This window comes from Streptomyces sp. CoH27, from assembly GCF_020181035.1.
GTDB lineage: Bacteria > Actinomycetota > Actinomycetes > Streptomycetales > Streptomycetaceae > Streptomyces > Streptomyces camelliae.
In genome coordinates, this window is the sequence record NZ_JAIQYY010000027.1 from 98,765 (window position 1) to 113,623 (window position 14,859).

The following is a 14,859-nucleotide window of genomic DNA, read 5'->3' on the forward strand; positions in this document are numbered from 1 at the left end:
GCCGGCCGCCACGACGTTCTTGGCGACCCAGCGCATCGCGTAGGCGGCCGAGCGGTCCACCTTGGACGGGTCCTTGCCCGAGAAGGCGCCGCCGCCGTGGCGGGCCATGCCGCCGTAGGTGTCGATGATGATCTTGCGGCCGGTCAGGCCGGCGTCGCCCATCGGGCCGCCGATCTCGAAGCGGCCGGTCGGGTTGACCAGCAGGCGGTAGCCCTCGGTGTCCAGCTTGATGCCCTCGTCGAGCAGGGCCTTCAGCTCGGGCTCCACGACGAACTCGCGGATGTCGGGAGCGAGCAGCGACTCCAGGTCGATGTCGGAGGCGTGCTGCGAGGAGACGACGACCGTGTCGAGGCGGACGGCCTTGTCGCCGTCGTACTCGATGGTGACCTGCGTCTTGCCGTCGGGGCGCAGGTAGGGGATGGTGCCGTTCTTACGGACCTCGGACAGGCGCTTGGACAGGCGGTGCGCCAGGAAGATCGGCAGCGGCATGAGGGTCGGCGTCTCGTCGGAGGCGTAGCCGAACATCAGGCCCTGGTCGCCGGCGCCCTGCCGGTCCAGCTCGTCGTCGTCGCCCTCCACCCGGGACTCGTACGCCGTGTCGACACCCTGCGCGATGTCCGGGGACTGCGCGCCGATGGACACCGACACGCCGCAGGAGGCGCCGTCGAAGCCCTTCTTGGAGGAGTCGTAGCCGATCTCCAGGATCTTGCCGCGGACCAGGTTCGCGATGTCCGCGTAGGCCTTGGTCGTGACCTCGCCGGCCACATGCACCAGGCCGGTGGTGATCAGCGTCTCGACGGCGACCCGGGAGGTCGGGTCCTCGCGCAGAAGCGCGTCGAGAATGGTGTCGCTGATCTGGTCAGCGATCTTGTCGGGGTGACCCTCGGTCACGGACTCCGAGGTGAACAGGCGACGGGACACAACGCTCCCTGTGGTTGCAGCGGCTGCTGGCTGATCATTTGCAGTCGGCACGAGGGCTGCGCCCGGTGCCGACCTTGAACAGTTTATCGGTCGCACTCGGCCGATGGGCCACCGTCTCGCCTCTCGGGAGCGCTGTGACCTGCGGCACGAGAATTCTGCCCAATGCCGGGTGATGTTGGCCAGGGTCGCCACACCGGAATCGAGCGGTCCTCGTGCGCGCCCCCAGCGGACGGCCGCGAGGGTGCGCCCGGCTCAGCCCAGGCGCTCGGCGACCAGGTCCCAGACGGTGTCGGCCAGGGCTTCCTTGGGTCCGTGCGGTACCGGCGTCTCGCTTCCGTCGGCGCCCAGCACGATCGCCTCGTTCTCCTCGGAGCCGAACGTCTTGCGCTCCCCCACCTCGTTGACCACGAGCAGGTCACAGCCCTTGCGGGCGAGCTTGGTACGGCCGTTGGCGAGCACGTCGTCGGTCTCGGCGGCGAAGCCGACGATCACCTGTCCGGACCTGGCGCGATCGGCCGAAATCTCCGCAAGAATGTCCGGATTCCGTACGAGGACGATCGGGTCGGGCTCGTGGCTGTCCTTCTTCTTGATCTTCCCGGCGGCGTAGACCGAGGGCCGGAAGTCGGCGACGGCGGCGGCCATGACGACCGCGTCGGCGTCCGCCGCGGCCTTCAGGACGGCCTCGCGCAGCTGGACGGCCGTGCCGACCGGGACGACGTCCACGCCGGCCGGGTCGGGCAGACCGGTGTTGGCCGCGATCAGCGTGACCCGGGCGCCGCGGGCGGCGGCGGTGCGGGCGAGGGCGTAGCCCTGCTTGCCGGAGGAGCGGTTGCCGAGAAAGCGGACCGGGTCGAGCGGCTCGCGGGTGCCGCCGGCGGAGACGACGACGTGCCGCCCCTTGAGGTCCGGCCGGGTGACGCCCCGGGCCAGCACCCGGCGGCAGACCTCGAAGATCTCGGCCGGGTCGGGCAGCCGGCCCTTGCCGGTGTCGACGCCGGTGAGGCGGCCGACCGCCGGTTCGATGACGACGGCGCCGCGCCGGCGCAGGGTGGCCACGTTCTCCTGGGTGGCCGGATGCTCCCACATCTCGGTGTGCATGGCGGGCGCGAGCACGACCGGGCAGCGGGCGGTCAGCAGAGTGTTGGTGAGGAGGTCGTCGGCGAGGCCGTGGGCGGCCTTGGCCAGCGTGTCGGCCGTGGCGGGCGCGACGACGACGAGGTCGGCACCCTGGCCGATGCGGACGTGCGGCACCTCGTGGACGTCGTCCCAGACCTCCGTCGAGACAGGATTGCCCGACAGGGCGGACCAGGTGGCGGCGCCGACGAAGTGCAGCGCGGAGGCGGTGGGGACGACGCGTACGTCATGGCCCGACTCCGTGAACCTTCTCAGCAGCTCACAGGCCTTGTACGCGGCGATGCCACCGCTGACCCCCAGGACGACCTTCGGCTTGTCCACGCTCACTCCCCGGACTCGGAACCCTGCACCACCAATGACACACCACAGGCCCGGCAGAACGACTGCCGGGCCTGTGGATAAGTCACCTGCGATCTGAAAGTACTACTGCGCAGCGTTACTGGGCGGGGCCTTCGACAGCCTCGGACGTCAGCAGCCCCGCGTTGATCTCGCGCAGGGCGATCGAGAGCGGCTTCTCGTGGACGTGGGTGTCGACGAGAGGACCGACGTACTCAAGGAGGCCCTCGCCGAGCTGGGAGTAGTACGCGTTGATCTGACGGGCCCGCTTGGCGGCGTAGATCACGAGGCTGTACTTCGAGTCGGTGGCCTCAAGCAACTCGTCGATCGGCGGGTTGATGATGCCCTCGGGCGCGGTGATGGAAGAGGACACGCTCTACCTTCCGAAGGAGGGGAAAAGATCAGTCATGATCACACAACGTCCATCAAGGCTAGCAGCTCGCGCGCCACGTCCTCGACGGAGGTGTTGACCAAGGTCACGTCGAACTCCGGCTCGGCCGCCAATTCGGTCCTGGCCGCGTCCAGGCGGCGCTCGATGACCTCGGGCGGCTCGGTGCCCCGGCCGGTCAGCCTGCGCACCAGCTCCTCCCAGGAGGGCGGAGCCAGGAACACCAGCCGGGAGTCGGACATGGACTCCCGGACCTGCCGGGCGCCCTGGAGGTCGATCTCCAGCAGAACGGGCTCGCCGTTCTCCAGCCGCTCCAGCACGGCCGCGCGGGGCGTGCCGTAGCGGTTCCCGGCGAACTCGGCCCACTCCAGCAGCTCGCCGTTGGCGATCAGCTTGTCCATCTCCTCGTCGGTGACGAAGAAGTAGTGGACTCCGTGCTGCTCACCGGGGCGCGGCCTGCGGGTGGTGGCCGACACCGAGAGCCAGACCTCGGGGTGTTCCTTGCGCATATGGGCGACGACCGTGCTCTTGCCGACCCCCGAGGGGCCGGAGAGCACGGTCAGCCGCGGACGTACGTCCGGGGGCTCGGGGGTCGTCCCCCGGAATGTTGCAGCCATGCAGCGATTATTCCAGCAATCCCGGAGTGCCCGGGACTCCCGGTCCGCCCGGAGACGGACTCAGGAGGCGGTGCTGCCGAACTCACGCTCCAGGGAAGCGATCTGGTTGGAACCGAGACCGCGCACGCGACGGCTCTCGGAGATGCCCAGACGCTCCATGATCTGCTTGGCGCGGACCTTGCCCACGCCCGGCAGCGACTCAAGCAGCGCGGAGACCTTCATCTTGCCGATGACGTCGTTCTCCTGGCCCTGCTTGATGACCTCGTGCAGGGATGCGCCGGAGTGCTTGAGTCGATTCTTGACCTCGGCCCGCTCCCGGCGAGCCGCGGCGGCCTTTTCGAGCGCGGCTGCGCGCTGTTCAGGGGTAAGGGGCGGAAGAGCCACGCCTACGTCACCTCGGATGTCGAACTGTCGGATACGGACCGGTGAGGAACCTAGTCGCCCCACACCTGGGGAGCTACGAGCAACACGCTGCCCGCTCTCCCCACACCTGCCTTGAGGGCGCGGGAGGTGCCCCCACTGCTCGGAGACTAGCGGGCAAGTCCGCCAGAGTCAGCGAGAACAGCGGAAAAGTCCTGGTCAGCCTCCGTCAGGCCGGACATTTCAGACATAATGCCCTCGATTTGAGGATGTATTCACACTCAAGTCGCCGGCCCGCCGCCCGCCGGGGCGCACACCGGAGGGCTCAGAAACCCCCGACGACCGCCTGAATCTCCTCGGCGAAGCGCTCGGCGGCCGCCCGCAGCGCCCCGGTGTCGGGACCGTGACGCAGAACACCCCGGCTGACGTTCGGCACGACGTTGCGCAGCGCCGACCCGAAGACAGCCGGAAGGTCGGCCGCCGTCGCCCCCTGCGCGCCGACACCGGGCGCGAGGAGCGGGCCGTTGATCGCGAGGTCGTACGACGACAGGTCGCCGACCGTGGCACCGACGACGGCGCCGAAGGACCCCAGCGGCTCCTCCCCCGCGTTCTCGGCGGCCAGGTGGGCCAGCATGGTCGCCCCCACGCTGCGGCCGTCCGCACGGACCGCGTGCTGCACCTCGGGGCCCTCCGGGTTCGAGGTCAGCGCCAGCACGAACAGACCGGCACCGCTCTCCCGGGCCAGCGCGACGGCCGGGCTGAGCGAGCCGTAGCCGAGGTAGGGCGAGACGGTGAGGGCGTCGGAGTAGAGCGGGGCGTCCTTGTGCAGGTAGGCCTCCGCGTACCCGGCCATGGTCGAGCCGATGTCGCCGCGCTTGGCGTCCATGACGACCAGGGTGCCTGCCGCGCGCGCCTCCCGGACGACCGTCTCCAGGACGGCGATGCCGCGCGAGCCGAACCGCTCGAAGAAGGCGCTCTGCGGCTTCATCACGGCGACCCGGTCGGCCACGGCCTCGACGACCGTGCGGCTGAACCGCTCCAGACCGGCCACGTCGTCGTTCAGGCCCCACTGGGCGAGCAGGGAGGCGTGCGGGTCGATGCCGACGCACAGCGGGCCGCGCTCGTCCATGGCGCGGCGCAGCCGGGCACCGAAGGGCTCCGTCGAAGTCATGCGGGCTTCCTCACGTCGGCGCCGACCGCGTCGGCGAGGGTGGCGTACGGGCTGGTGCGCAGCCGGGCGGCGAGGCCCTTGTGGATGCCACGGCACCAGAAGGGGCCCTGGTAGATGAAGGCGCTGTAGCCCTGGACCAGCGTGGCACCGGCCAGGATGCGCTGCCAGGCGTCCTCGGCGGTCTCGACGCCGCCGACACCCACCAGGGTGATCCGGTCGCCCACGCGCGCGTACAGGCGGCGCAGGACCTCCAGGGAGCGCTCCTTGAGCGGGGCGCCGGACAGGCCGCCGGTCTCCTGCACGACCGAGGGTGCGGAGCGCAGCCCGAGCCCCTCGCGCGCGATGGTGGTGTTGGTGGCGATGATGCCGTCCAGGCCCAGCTCCACGGCCAGGTCGGCGACGGCGTCGATGTCCTCGTCGGCGAGGTCCGGGGCGATCTTCACCAGCAGCGGCACGCGCCGGTTCGCGACCGTGCGGTCGGCGGCTTCGCGCACGGCGGTGAGCAGCGGGCGCAGCGCCTCGGTGGCCTGGAGGTTGCGCAGGCCGGGCGTGTTCGGCGAGGAGACGTTGACGACCAGGTAGTCGGCGTACGGCGCGAGCCGCTCGGCGGACTTCACGTAGTCGCCGACGGCCTCCGCCTCCGGCACGATCTTGGTCTTGCCGATGTTGACACCGACGACGGTCCTGAAGACCGGCGTGCGGGTCGCGAGACGGGCCGCCACGGCCAGCGAGCCGTCGTTGTTGAAGCCCATCCGGTTGATCAGCGCGCGGTCCGCGACAAGGCGGAACAGCCGCTTCTTGGGGTTGCCGGGCTGCGGCTCCCCCGTCACCGTGCCGATCTCGACGTGGTCGAAGCCCAGCATCGACATGCCGTCGATGGCGACGGCGTTCTTGTCGAAGCCGGCGGCCAGCCCGAAGGGCCCGTGCATGCGCAGTCCGAGGGCCTCCGTGCGCAGCTCCTTGTGGCGGGGCGCGAGGGCGGCCGCGACGAAGGTGCGCAGGACGGGAACGCGGGCGGCGAGGCGGATCCAGCGGAAGGCCAGGTGGTGGGCCTTCTCGGGGTCCATCCGGGTGAACACCAGACGGAAGAAGAGCTTGTACATCTCGGAAAAGTCCTCAGGGGTCCTCATGCGGAGGGGGACACCGTTTCCGGTGTCCCCCTCAAGGGCTGCTAGTCGCGGGCCGCGGTCAGGTGTTCCGCGTGTTCCTGGAGCGAGCGGACGCCCACGTCTCCGTGGTTGAGCGCGTCGATGCCCTGGACGGCGGCGGCGAGCGCCTGGACCGTCGTCAGGCACGGCACCGACCGGGCGACGGCCGCCGTACGGATGTCGTAGCCGTCGAGGCGGCCGCCCGTGCCGTACGGGGTGTTCACGATGAGGTCGACCTCGCCGTCGTGGATCAGCTGGACGATGGTCTTCTCGCCGTTCGGGCCGGTGCCCTCGGACTGCTTGCGTACGACGGTGGCGTTGATGCCGTTGCGCTTGAGGACCTCGGCCGTGCCGGAGGTGGCGAGCAGCTCGAAGCCGTGCGCGACCAGCTCGCGCGCCGGGAAGATCATCGAGCGCTTGTCGCGGTTGGCGACCGAGATGAACGCCCGCCCCTTGGTGGGCAGCGGGCCGTACGCCCCGGCCTGCGACTTGGCGTACGCCGTGCCGAAGACGGAGTCGATGCCCATGACCTCGCCGGTGGAACGCATCTCCGGGCCGAGGACGGTGTCCACACCGCGTCCCTGGATGTCCCGGAACCGCGACCACGGCATCACGGCCTCCTTGACGGAGATCGGCGCGTCCAGCGGCAGCTCGCCGCCGTCGCCCTTCGCCGGGAGCAGGCCCTCGGCGCGCAGCTCGGCGATGGTCGCGCCCAGCGAGACCCGGGCGGCGGCCTTGGCCAGCGGCACCGCGGTCGCCTTCGAGGTGAAGGGCACGGTACGCGAGGCGCGCGGGTTGGCCTCCAGGACGTAGAGGATGTCGCCCGCCATCGCGAACTGGATGTTGATCAGACCGCGCACGCCGACACCGCGCGCGATGGCCTCGGTGGAGGCGCGCAGCCGCTTGATGTCGAAGCCGCCCAGGGTGATCGGGGGCAGGGCACAGGCGGAGTCGCCGGAATGGATGCCGGCCTCCTCGATGTGCTCCATCACACCGCCGAGGTACAGCTCCTCGCCGTCGTAGAGGGCGTCGACGTCGATCTCGATGGCGTCGTCCAGGAAGCGGTCGACGAGGACCGGCCGGGACGGGCTGATCTCGGTCGACTCGGCGATGTAGGACGCCAGGCGGGCCTCGTCGTAGACGATCTCCATGCCCCGGCCGCCGAGGACGTACGACGGCCGGACGAGGACCGGGTAGCCGATCTCGTCGGCGATCGCCTTGGCTCCCTCGAAGGTGGTCGCGGTGCCGTGCTTCGGGGCCGGGAGACCGGCCTCGGCCAGGACGCGGCCGAAGGCGCCGCGGTCCTCTGCGGCGTGGATGGCCTCGGGGGACGTGCCGACGACCGGCACGCCGTTGTCCTTCAGCGCCTGGGACAGGCCCAGCGGGGTCTGGCCGCCGAGCTGCACGATCACACCGGCCACCGGTCCGGCCTGCTGCTCGGCGTGGACGATCTCCAGGACGTCCTCCAGCGTCAGCGGCTCGAAGTACAGCCGGTCGGAGGTGTCGTAGTCGGTGGAGACGGTCTCCGGGTTGCAGTTGACCATCACCGTCTCGTAGCCCGCGTCGCTCAGCGCGAAGGAGGCGTGGACACAGGAGTAGTCGAACTCGATGCCCTGGCCGATGCGGTTCGGCCCGGAGCCCAGGATGATCACCGCGGGCTTCTCGCGGGACGCGACCTCGGTCTCCTCGTCGTAGGAGGAGTAGAAGTACGGCGTCTTCGCGGCGAACTCGGCGGCGCAGGTGTCGACCGTCTTGTAGACGGGGCGGATGCCCAGGGCGTGCCGGACCTCGCGGACCACGTCCTCGCGCAGGCCCCGGATCTCACCGATCTGGACGTCGGAGAAGCCATGCCGCTTGGCCTCGGCGAGCAGCTCGGCGGTCAGCTCGGGGGCCTCGGCCAGCTCGTCCGCGACCTCCTTGATCAGGAAGAGCTGGTCCACGAACCAGGGGTCGATCTTCGTGTACTCGAAGATCTCCTCGGGCGTGGCGCCCGCGCGGATGGCCTGCATGACCGTGTTGATCCGGCCGTCGGTGGGCCGTACGGCGTCGCGCAGCAGGGTGTCCTTCTCGCCCGGCTCGCCGACGAAGGTGAACTGCGAGCCCTTCTTCTCCAGCGAGCGCAGCGCCTTCTGGAAGGCCTCGGTGAAGTTGCGGCCGATGGCCATGGCCTCGCCGACCGACTTCATGGTGGTGGTCAGCGTGGAGTCGGCCTGCGGGAACTTCTCGAACGCGAAGCGCGGGGCCTTGACGACCACGTAGTCGAGCGTGGGCTCGAAGGAGGCCGGGGTCTCCTGCGTGATGTCGTTGGGGATCTCGTCCAGGGTGTAGCCGACGGCCAGCTTGGCGGCGATCTTCGCGATCGGGAAGCCGGTGGCCTTGGAGGCGAGCGCCGAGGAGCGCGACACACGCGGGTTCATCTCGATGACGATCACGCGACCGTCCTCGGGGTTCACCGCGAACTGGATGTTGCAGCCGCCGGTGTCGACACCGACCTCGCGGATGACGGCGATGCCGATGTCCCGCAGGATCTGGTACTCGCGGTCGGTCAGCGTCATCGCGGGCGCGACGGTGATCGAGTCACCGGTGTGCACGCCCATGGGGTCGAAGTTCTCGATGGAGCAGACCACCACGACGTTGTCGTGCTTGTCGCGCATCAGCTCCAGCTCGTACTCCTTCCAGCCGAGGATGGACTCCTCCAGGAGCACCTCGGTGGTCGGGGAGAGCGTGAGGCCCTGGCCCGCGATGCGGCGCAGCTCCTCCTCGTCGTGCGCGAAGCCGGAGCCGGCGCCGCCCATGGTGAAGGACGGCCGGACGACGACCGGGTAGCCGCCGAGCGTCTCGACGCCCTCGATGACGTCGTCCATGGAGTGGCAGATGACCGAGCGGGCGGACTCGCCGTGTCCGATCTTGGCGTTGACGGCCTCCACGACGGCCTTGAACAGGTCGCGGTCCTCGCCCTTGTGGATCGCCTCGGGCTTGGCGCCGATCAGCTCGACGCCGTACTTCTCCAGGACCCCGTTCTCGTGCAGCGAGATCGCGGTGTTCAGCGCCGTCTGGCCGCCCAGGGTGGGCAGCAGGGCGTCGGGGCGCTCCTTGGCGATGATCTTCTCGACGAACTCCGGGGTGATCGGCTCGACGTAGGTCGCGTCGGCGATCTCCGGGTCGGTCATGATCGTCGCCGGGTTGGAGTTGACCAGGACGACGCGCAGGCCCTCGGCCTTGAGCACGCGGCACGCCTGGGTGCCGGAGTAGTCGAACTCGGCGGCCTGGCCGATGACGATCGGGCCGGAGCCGATGACCAGGACGGACTGGATATCGGTGCGCTTAGGCACGCTGGCCCTCCATCAGGGAAACGAAGCGGTCGAACAGGTAGGCGGCGTCGTGCGGGCCCGCTGCCGCTTCGGGGTGGTACTGGACGGAGAAGGCCGGCTGGTCGAGCAGCTGCAGCCCCTCCACGACGTTGTCGTTCAGGCACACGTGCGAGACCTCGGCGCGGCCGAACTTGGTGTCGCTCACCTTGTCGAGCGGCGCGTCCACGGCGAAGCCGTGGTTGTGCGCGGTGACCTCGACCTTGCCGGTCGTACGGTCCTGGACCGGCTGGTTGATGCCCCGGTGGCCGTACTTCAGCTTGTAGGTGCCGAAGCCGAGGGCGCGGCCGAGGATCTGGTTGCCGAAGCAGATGCCGAACAGCGGCGTCTTCCGCTCCAGAACGGCGGTCATCAGCGCGACCGGGCCGTCGGCCGTGGCCGGGTCACCGGGGCCGTTGGAGAAGAAGACCCCGTCCGGGTCGACGGCGTAGATGTCGTCGGCCGTGGCCGTGGCCGGGAGGACGTGCACCTCGATGCCGCGCTCGGCCATGCGGTGCGGGGTCATGCCCTTGATGCCCAGGTCGACCGCGGCGACGGTGAACCGCTTCTCCCCGATCGCGGGGACGACGTACGCCTCCTTCGTCGCGACCTCCTCGTACAGGCTCAGGCCCTTCATGCGGGGCTGGGCCTGCACGCGCGCGAGGAGCTCGCTCTCGGGGGCGATCGCCTCGCCGGAGAAGATGCCGGCCCGCATCGAGCCGCGCTCGCGCAGATGACGGGTGAGGGCGCGGGTGTCGATCCCGGAGATGCCGACCACGTCCTGCGCGACCAGCTCGTCGTCCAGGGAGCGCTTGGCGCGCCAGTTGGACGGCACGCGCGCGGGGTCGCGCACGACGTAGCCGGAGACCCAGATGCGGCCCGACTCGTCGTCCTCGTCGTTCCAGCCGGTGTTGCCGATCTGCGGGGCGGTCGCCACGACGATCTGGCGGTCGTACGACGGGTCGGTCAGGGTTTCCTGGTAGCCGGTCATACCGGTGGAGAACACGGCCTCGCCGAAGGTCTCCCCCACGGCCCCGTAGGCACGGCCGCGGAAGGTGCGGCCGTCCTCCAGGACGAGTACGGCGGGAACCTTGGCAGCTCCCCTGGTGGAGGTCGTCATCGTGCGCCTTCCGTGTCGTTGATCATGTCGTTCAGGGTGTCGGCCCATTCGGTGTGCTCGGCCGCGTGGTCGGAGCGGAAGCCGGAGTCGATCAGCTTGTCGCCGAGCGCCCAGGTCACCACGAGCAGTCCGCCCTCGGTGAGGACCTTGCCGGCGATGCCCTTGTCCAGCCGGGCCCCGCGCAGTGCGGCGGCGGGGACGAAGAAGTCGTTCGCTCCGGGACGCTCGACCTCCAGGCCCGCCTCCGTGAGGGTGAGCTCGGCCCGGCTGCGGGTACCGAGGCCGTGGGCCACGATCCGGTCCAGCCACTGCCCGGCGGTGGTGGAGCCGTGGTAGCGGCCGCTCATGCTCAGTTTCACCGGGCCGGTCTCCTCCGGCGCGCTGGGCGGCTCCGGAAGGTCGCTCTGGAGCGTGCCGCGCCACTTCCAGCCCTCGCGCATCAGCCAGTAGACGAGCGCGATGAACAGGACGAGTCCGACGAGCCAGCCGATGCGGGCCGGCCAGTCGGTGACGGCGGCCGATTTCTTGGCCTCCGCGAGCAGGATTACAGGTGTCACGTGAGCTTCCCGTCGACGAGCGTGGCCTTGCCCCGCAGCCACGTGTGCGTCACACGGCCCGGCAGCTCACGCCCCTCGTAGGGGGTGTTGCGGCTGCGTGAGGCGAAGCCCGCGGGGTCCACCTGGCCACGGTATTCCGTGTCGACGAGGGTGAGGTTGGCGGGCTCACCAGCCGAGACGGGACGGCCGTGCCCGGTGGCCTGTCCGATCTGCGCGGGCTTGACGGACATCCGGTCGGCGACGCCGGCCCAGTCCAGCAGGCCCGTGTCGACCATGGTCTCCTGGACCACTGACAGCGCGGTCTCCAGGCCCACCATCCCCATGGCGGCGGCGGCCCACTCGCAGTCCTTGTCCTCGTGCGGGTGCGGGGCGTGGTCGGTGGCGACGATGTCGATCGTGCCGTCGGCGAGCGCCTCGCGCAGGGCCAGCACGTCCCGCTCGGTGCGCAGCGGCGGGTTGACCTTGTAGACGGGGTTGTACGTCCGCACCAGCTCGTCGGTGAGGAGCAGGTGGTGCGGGGTGACCTCGGCGGTGACGTCGATGCCGCGGGACTTGGCCCAGCGGACGATCTCGACGCTGCCGGCGGTCGAGAGGTGGCAGATGTGGACGCGGGAGCCGACATGCTCGGCGAGCAGCACGTCGCGCGCGATGATCGACTCCTCGGCGACGGCCGGCCAGCCGCCCAGGCCCAGCTCGGCGGAGACGATGCCCTCGTTCATCTGGGCGCCCTCGGTGAGCCGCGGCTCCTGCGCGTGCTGGGCGACGACACCGCCGAAGGCCTTCACGTACTCCAGCGCCCGGCGCATGATCACTGCGTCGTCCACGCACTTGCCGTCGTCGGAGAAGACGGTGACCCCGGCGGCCGACTCGTGCATGGCGCCCAGCTCGGCGAGCTTCCGGCCCTCCAGGCCGACGGTGACGGCGCCGATGGGCTGCACGTCGCAGTAGCCGTGCTCCTGGCCCAGTCGGTAGACCTGCTCGACCACACCGGCGGTGTCGGCGACCGGGAAGGTGTTGGCCATGGCGAAGACGGCCGTGTAGCCGCCGGACGCGGCCGCGCGGGTGCCGGTCAGGACCGTCTCGGAGTCCTCGCGGCCCGGCTCGCGCAGATGGGTGTGCAGGTCGACCAGGCCCGGCAGCAGCACCTTGCCTGCCGCCTCCACGACCTCGGCGCCCTCGGCGGACAGGCCGGTGCCGACCGCCTCGATCACCTCGCCGTCGATCAGCACGTCCTGCGGCTCGCCGCCGAGCACCTTCGCACCACGGATCAGGATCTTGCTCATGGTCTTACTTCTCCTCGGTACGAGAGTGGGTGACGGCGGGCTCGTTGCCACCGAGCAGCAGGTACAGCACGGCCATCCGGATGGAGACGCCGTTGGCGACCTGCTCGACGACCGTGCAGCGCTCGGAGTCGGCGACCTCGGCGGTGATCTCCATGCCGCGGACCATCGGGCCGGGGTGCATCACGATGGCGTGCTCGGGCATCTTCGCCATGCGGTCGCCGTCGAGGCCGTAGCGCCGCGAGTACTCGCGCTCGGTCGGGAAGAAAGCGGCGTTCATGCGCTCGCGCTGGACGCGGAGCATCATCACCGCGTCCGACTTCGGCAGGGCGCTGTCGAGGTCGTACGACACCTCGCACGGCCAGGTCTCGACGCCGACCGGCACCAGGGTGGGCGGGGCGACCAGGGTGACCTCGGCGCCGAGGGTGTGCAGCAGGTCGACGTTGGAGCGGGCGACCCGGCTGTGCAGGACGTCGCCGACGATGGTGATGCGCCGGCCGGACAGGTCCTTGCCGAGGCCGGCGTCACGGCCGATCAGCCGGCGGCGCATGGTGAAGGCGTCCAGCAAGGCCTGGGTGGGGTGCTGGTGGGTGCCGTCGCCGGCATTGATGACGGCCGCGTCGATCCAGCCGGAGTTGGCCAGACGGTACGGGGCTCCGGAGGCGCCGTGCCGGATCACGACGGCGTCGACGCCCATGGCCTCCAGGGTCTGCGCGGTGTCCTTCAGGGACTCGCCCTTGGAGACGCTCGACCCCTTGGCGGTGAAGTTGATGACGTCGGCGGACAGGCGCTTTTCCGCGGCTTCGAAGGAGATACGCGTGCGCGTGGAGTCCTCGAAGAAGAGGTTGACGATCGTGCGGCCGCGCAGGGTCGGCAGTTTCTTGATCGGCCGGTCGGCGACCCGGGCCATCTCCTCGGCGGTGTCGAGGATCAGGACGGCGTCGTCGCGGGTGAGGTCGGCGGCCGAGATGAGATGACGCTGCATCTGTCAGGCTCCGTAAGGCAGTTCAACGGGAGATTCGAGACAAACCGGCGCGTGCGCGGGCACGCCGAAGCGGACGTACGCGCCTGGCTTGCTACTGGTCGGTCTGCTTGACACCGAGCAGCACGGTGTCGCGACCGTCCTCCTCGGCGAGCTGGACCTTGACCGTCTCCCGCAGCGACGTGGGGAGGTTCTTGCCGACGTAGTCGGCGCGGATCGGCAGTTCGCGGTGGCCCCGGTCGACCAGGACGGCGAGCTGCACCGCGCGCGGGCGCCCGATGTCGTTCAGGGCGTCGAGGGCGGCGCGGATGGTGCGGCCGGAGAAGAGCACGTCGTCGACGAGGACGACCAGTCTGCCGTCGATGCCGTCACCGGGGATCTCGGTACGGGCCAGCGCGCGCGGCGGGTGCATGCGCAGATCGTCGCGGTACATGGTGATGTCGAGCGAGCCGACCGGGATCTTGCGTCCGGTGATCTGCTCCAGCTTGACGGCGAGCCGTTGGGCGAGGAAGACACCCCGGGTGGGGATGCCGAGGAGCACCACGTCGTCGGCGCCCTTGGCGCGCTCGACGATCTCGTGGGCGATGCGGGTCAGCACCCGCGCGATGTCGGGGCCCTCAAGAACGGGCCGCGCATCGGACGCCGGCGGATTCGCGGGCGAGACGTGCTTGTCCATACGAAACGGACCTCCTTCTCCGCCTCACGGGACGGACCTTAAAGGACGTCGGATTTGCGCCATCCACCGTAGCAGGTCATGGGCAGAGCATCGATCACCCCCTTGGCCTAATCGGCCGTCACTACCACGGAAGAGTCGGTGTGGACCATTCGGCTTGACGCAGAAGAGTCACGCTGCGTAACCTCACAGTGAGTTACCAGCCGCGCGGCGGGCAACACAGCCGGCCGCGTCGACACAGTGTCCGGGGAGCTATATGTCCAGCGAATACGCCAAACAGCTCGGGGCCAAGCTCCGGGCCATCCGCACCCAGCAGGGCCTTTCCCTCCACGGTGTCGAGGAGAAGTCACAGGGTCGCTGGAAGGCCGTGGTGGTCGGGTCCTACGAGCGTGGCGACCGTGCGGTGACCGTGCAGCGGCTTGCCGAGCTGGCCGATTTCTACGGTGTTCCGGTCCAGGAGCTCCTGCCGGGCACGACGCCGGGCGGCGCCGCCGAGCCGCCGCCGAAGCTGGTCCTGGACCTGGAGCGCCTGGCCACCGTGCCGGCCGAGAAGGCGGGCCCGCTGCAGCGCTACGCGGCGACGATCCAGTCCCAGCGTGGTGACTACAACGGCAAGGTGCTCTCCATCCGCCAGGACGACCTGCGCACACTCGCCGTCATCTACGACCAGTCCCCCTCGGTCCTGACCGAGCAGCTGATCAGCTGGGGTGTCCTGGACGCCGACGCGCGCCGCGCGGTGGCCACCCACGAAGAGAGCTGACCCGCTCAGTACCTGAGCAGAAACGTGCCGTCGGGGTGGCCGGAACCATATGGTTCCGGCCACCC

General features: G+C 70.0%; 14 protein-coding genes. 1 reads left to right on the plus strand and 13 read right to left on the minus strand.

Annotated features, from left to right (window positions below):
* From metK to pyrR, 13 genes are all read right to left on the minus strand, one after another.
* A partial coding sequence (gene metK, locus LE548_RS36150) for a methionine adenosyltransferase (protein WP_225101264.1) occupies positions 1 to 921 on the minus strand: 921 nt, incomplete at its 3' end.
* 252 nt (positions 922 to 1,173) lie between these two features.
* Positions 1,174 to 2,376, minus strand: a complete 1,203-nt coding sequence (coaBC, locus tag LE548_RS36155; protein WP_225101265.1) for a bifunctional phosphopantothenoylcysteine decarboxylase/phosphopantothenate--cysteine ligase CoaBC — start codon at positions 2,374 to 2,376, stop codon at positions 1,174 to 1,176.
* Positions 2,377 to 2,491: 115 nt separating this feature from the next.
* Positions 2,492 to 2,764: a DNA-directed RNA polymerase subunit omega gene (rpoZ, locus tag LE548_RS36160; protein WP_003982715.1), complete on the minus strand. Its 273-nt coding sequence runs from the start codon at positions 2,762 to 2,764 to the stop codon at positions 2,492 to 2,494.
* Positions 2,765 to 2,802: 38 nt separating this feature from the next.
* Positions 2,803 to 3,396: a guanylate kinase gene (gene gmk / locus LE548_RS36165; protein ID WP_225101266.1), complete on the minus strand. Its 594-nt coding sequence runs from the start codon at positions 3,394 to 3,396 to the stop codon at positions 2,803 to 2,805.
* 60 nt (positions 3,397 to 3,456) lie between these two features.
* Positions 3,457 to 3,780 (minus strand): integration host factor, encoded by a 324-nt coding sequence (locus LE548_RS36170; RefSeq protein ID WP_006607450.1) that lies wholly within the window; start codon positions 3,778 to 3,780, stop codon positions 3,457 to 3,459.
* A gap of 301 nt (positions 3,781 to 4,081) precedes the next feature.
* Positions 4,082 to 4,927 (minus strand): orotidine-5'-phosphate decarboxylase, encoded by an 846-nt coding sequence (gene pyrF / locus LE548_RS36175; protein WP_225101267.1) that lies wholly within the window; start codon positions 4,925 to 4,927, stop codon positions 4,082 to 4,084.
* A complete protein-coding gene (locus tag LE548_RS36180; RefSeq protein WP_225101268.1) occupies positions 4,924 to 6,030 on the minus strand; it encodes a quinone-dependent dihydroorotate dehydrogenase in 1,107 nt (368 codons plus the stop codon). The genes pyrF and LE548_RS36180 overlap by 4 nt, the downstream gene beginning before the upstream one ends.
* 68 nt (positions 6,031 to 6,098) lie before the next feature.
* Entirely contained in the window at positions 6,099 to 9,407 is a 3,309-nt protein-coding gene (gene carB, locus LE548_RS36185; RefSeq protein WP_225101269.1) for a carbamoyl-phosphate synthase large subunit, read from the minus strand.
* Positions 9,400 to 10,542: a glutamine-hydrolyzing carbamoyl-phosphate synthase small subunit gene (gene carA, locus LE548_RS36190; protein WP_225101270.1), complete on the minus strand. Its 1,143-nt coding sequence runs from the start codon at positions 10,540 to 10,542 to the stop codon at positions 9,400 to 9,402. The genes carB and carA overlap by 8 nt, the downstream gene beginning before the upstream one ends.
* Complete coding sequence (locus LE548_RS36195; RefSeq protein WP_225101271.1) at positions 10,539 to 11,099, minus strand: hypothetical protein; 561 nt, start codon at positions 11,097 to 11,099, stop codon at positions 10,539 to 10,541. Before LE548_RS36195 ends, carA begins: the two co-directional genes overlap by 4 nt.
* On the minus strand, positions 11,096 to 12,382 hold the full coding sequence (locus LE548_RS36200; RefSeq protein ID WP_225101272.1) for a dihydroorotase: 1,287 nt from the start codon (positions 12,380 to 12,382) through the stop codon (positions 11,096 to 11,098). The genes LE548_RS36195 and LE548_RS36200 overlap by 4 nt, the downstream gene beginning before the upstream one ends.
* 4 nt (positions 12,383 to 12,386) lie before the next feature.
* The gene (locus LE548_RS36205; RefSeq protein WP_225101273.1) at positions 12,387 to 13,364 is read right to left on the minus strand and encodes an aspartate carbamoyltransferase catalytic subunit; all 978 of its coding nucleotides are present in this window, start codon (positions 13,362 to 13,364) and stop codon (positions 12,387 to 12,389) included.
* A gap of 91 nt (positions 13,365 to 13,455) precedes the next feature.
* Positions 13,456 to 14,037, minus strand: a complete 582-nt coding sequence (pyrR, locus tag LE548_RS36210) for a bifunctional pyr operon transcriptional regulator/uracil phosphoribosyltransferase PyrR (RefSeq protein ID WP_225101274.1) — start codon at positions 14,035 to 14,037, stop codon at positions 13,456 to 13,458.
* Between the two features lie 253 nt (positions 14,038 to 14,290).
* On the opposite strand from pyrR, the gene bldD reads away from it, so the two are divergent.
* Complete coding sequence (bldD, locus tag LE548_RS36215) at positions 14,291 to 14,794, plus strand: transcriptional regulator BldD (protein WP_086170636.1); 504 nt, start codon at positions 14,291 to 14,293, stop codon at positions 14,792 to 14,794.
* Positions 14,795 to 14,859: the final 65 nt, after the last annotated feature.